This is a genomic window from Flavonifractor sp., assembly GCF_019422385.1.
GTDB classification, from domain to species: Bacteria; Bacillota; Clostridia; order Oscillospirales; family Oscillospiraceae; genus Flavonifractor; species Flavonifractor avistercoris.
Map to the genome: position 1 here is coordinate 1 of NZ_JAHZDL010000157.1, position 2420 is coordinate 2420.

Annotated in this window: 3 protein-coding genes and 1 pseudogene; 2 read left to right on the forward strand and 2 right to left on the reverse strand. The window is 63.5% G+C overall.

Annotation, left to right across the window (positions count from 1 at the left end):
- Nucleotides 1-419, reverse strand: a 419-nt coding sequence (locus tag QZ378_RS12695) for a DUF1934 domain-containing protein (protein ID WP_291258532.1), incomplete at its 3' end; no start/stop codon positions are given.
- 84 nt (nt 420-503) lie between these two features.
- Complete coding sequence (gene murI / locus QZ378_RS12700; RefSeq protein WP_291258533.1) at nt 504-1319, reverse strand: glutamate racemase; 816 nt, start codon at nt 1317-1319, stop codon at nt 504-506.
- Nucleotides 1320-1510: 191 nt separating this feature from the next.
- Between murI and QZ378_RS12705 the strand changes: the two genes are divergently transcribed.
- Together QZ378_RS12705 and QZ378_RS12710 are read left to right on the forward strand one after the other, a co-directional pair.
- Entirely contained in the window at nt 1511-1927 is a 417-nt protein-coding gene (locus tag QZ378_RS12705) for a hypothetical protein (protein WP_087237604.1), read from the forward strand.
- A gap of 309 nt (nt 1928-2236) precedes the next feature.
- Nucleotides 2237-2420: pseudogene (locus tag QZ378_RS12710) on the forward strand (glucose-6-phosphate isomerase); the annotation flags it as partial.

Below are 2420 nucleotides of genomic sequence, written 5' to 3' on the forward strand. Positions count from 1 at the left end.
TCCCGCACTTGAATCCGGAACAGGTTCTGGCCTGCCAGGGCGTGGTCAATCTCGATGGCGTAGTCGATCTCGATGCTGCCGCCGCTGGCGCTCAGATCGCTGCGCATCCGGCGGGTGTTCACCCCGATGGACAGGGCGCCGTAGGGCGTGTCGTACATGGACAGGTGCCGCCGGCCCTCCTCAAAGACCATCTGGGAGTTGACCTCCCCCACCCGCAGCAGGGTGACCCGGTCGGGCTCGATCTGGAAGGTGGTCAGGGTGCCCTCCAGTCCGGTGAGCTGGCTCTCCTGATAGGTCAGGGTATAGCCCTCGTCGCCGTCGGGCTCCAGGCAGCCCTCGGTGACCAGCTCAATGGTGTCGTCCTCCTGGGCCTGGAAAGACTGCTTTCCCTGAATGGAAATGATGACGTTGTTCTCCATGGTGATTGGTACCTCGGTGCTTGCTGTAATGAAAATTGCATTCTATTATATCCGACGGCGGGCCGGATGTAAAGGGGGATCCCCTCAATATTGGCTGATATCGGTGAGCTCCACCGCCTCGGTAACGTCCCGCCCCAGGAAAATGGAGGCCAGCCGGGCAAAATCCTCCTGCCGGTCGCTGACGAAGAAGCGGCACGCGCCGCCGTCCGACCGGCCGGACAGGGCGCCGCGGGCGCGCAGGAAGTCCGCCGCCGCCCGGGCTCCCTCCGCCCCGGCGCTGACCAGGGCCACGCCGGGGCCCATGCAGGCGGCGATGACCTCCTCCAGCAGGGGGTAGTGGGTGCACCCCAGCACCAGGGTGTCCACTCCGGCCGCCTTCAGGGGGGCCAGGTATTCCGCCGCCACCGTCTCGATTACAATGTCGCCGGGGCGGAACCGGCCGTTCTCCACCAGGGGCACGAACAGGGGGCAGGGCTGCCCGGTGACCCGGGCCGCCGGGTTTTCTGCCTGGATGGCCCGCTCATAGGCGCCGCTGCGCACCGAGGTCTGGGTGCCGATCAGGCCGATGTTCCCGCTGCGGGTGAGCCGGGCCGCCGCCCGGGCGGCGGGCTCCACCACCCCCATCACGGGGATGGGGTTCTCGGCGGAGAGCACGTCCAGCGCGGTGGTGGACACGGTGCCGCAGGCGATGAGGATGGCCTTGAGGTCGAAGGTGCGCAGGAAGGCCACATCCTGCCGGGCATATTTGATGATCGTCTCCCGGGAGCGGCTGCCGTAGGGCACCCGTCCCGTATCTCCGAAGTAGACCACGTCCTCCCCCGGCAGCAGGCGGCACAGCTCCCGCACAGCGGTGAGCCCCCCCAGGCCGGAATCAAAGACGCCGATGGGCCGCTGATCCAATCCAAATCCCTCCTGAAAGCATCCTCTGGTCTGTTCTCTCCATCATAGGCGAAAAATGGCCCCCTGACAAGGGGTATTTTCATGGTTTCCGACCGCCTCTGCGTTTGACATTTTGGCGGGGCTGACTATAATATGGGGTAGAGGCGGCCGCCGCGCCGCCCCACGTCATGACAGCGAGGAGGGTTCAAGCGATGAAGCTGGAGCTGACGACCAAACAATTCCGCCGCCTGCTGGATATGGCCTATATTGGCAACTGGATTTTGAACTCCACCCGGGGGGACGACCGGTTCAAGGACTACGACGAGGTGGAGAGCCTTTTGTTCGCCAAAGCCCGGGAGGAGGGCATGGGCGTGCTGGCCGAGGACTGGCAGGGAGAGGTGGTGCCCTCCCGGGCCTTTGCCGAGGGCGGCATCCACGAGGCGATCATGGAATATGAGAACAATGTGTTCTTCGACATCCTGGCGGAGGATCTGGCCCGCCGGGACATGGAGGACGCCTCCATCGACCAGAACAACTACGAGGAGCTGTCCAGCCGCATCGACGCCTATATCGCGGAATTTGAGGAGCACGGCACCGACAATATCCTGGTGGACAGCGATCACTTATGATCGGAAAAGCGGTAAAGCCGCTTTTCCGAGAGGAGCTGCATGGCGGAAGGGGTTCGTTTTCTTGCGAAAAAGTCACCCCTCCCGCCATGAGGAGTGTCATTTCCAGGGCGCATGTCCCTGGAAATGACGGATTTTGATTTTATTCCGTCATCTGCGGATGACGGAACTCTGCGAGGCCGTTTTAACAGGCCGGGCCGCTGCTGCGGCCCGGCGCTTTTTTCTCCGGATTGCCAAATTCCCCCTAGGAAATTGCCGCCCGTTGGTGTATACTGTGGGCAGGACAAGCCTTAACAAAGAGGAGGGGCAATCATGCTTACCTGTAATGTTTCCAACGCGGCATCCTTTCTGCCGGAGGACTGGCTGACCAGCCGTCTGGCCGGGCTGGAGGAGGGCCGCGCCAAGCTGGAGAGCGGCAGCGGCGCCGGCGGCGACTTCACTGGCTGGGTGCACCTGCCCAGAGACTACGACAAGGAGGAGTTCGCCCGCATCCAGG

Coding starts and splice junctions, on each gene's coding strand:
- QZ378_RS12705 (WP_087237604.1), top strand. CDS start 1,511: ATGAAGCTGGAGCTGACGACCAAACAATTCCGCCGCCTGCTGGATATG.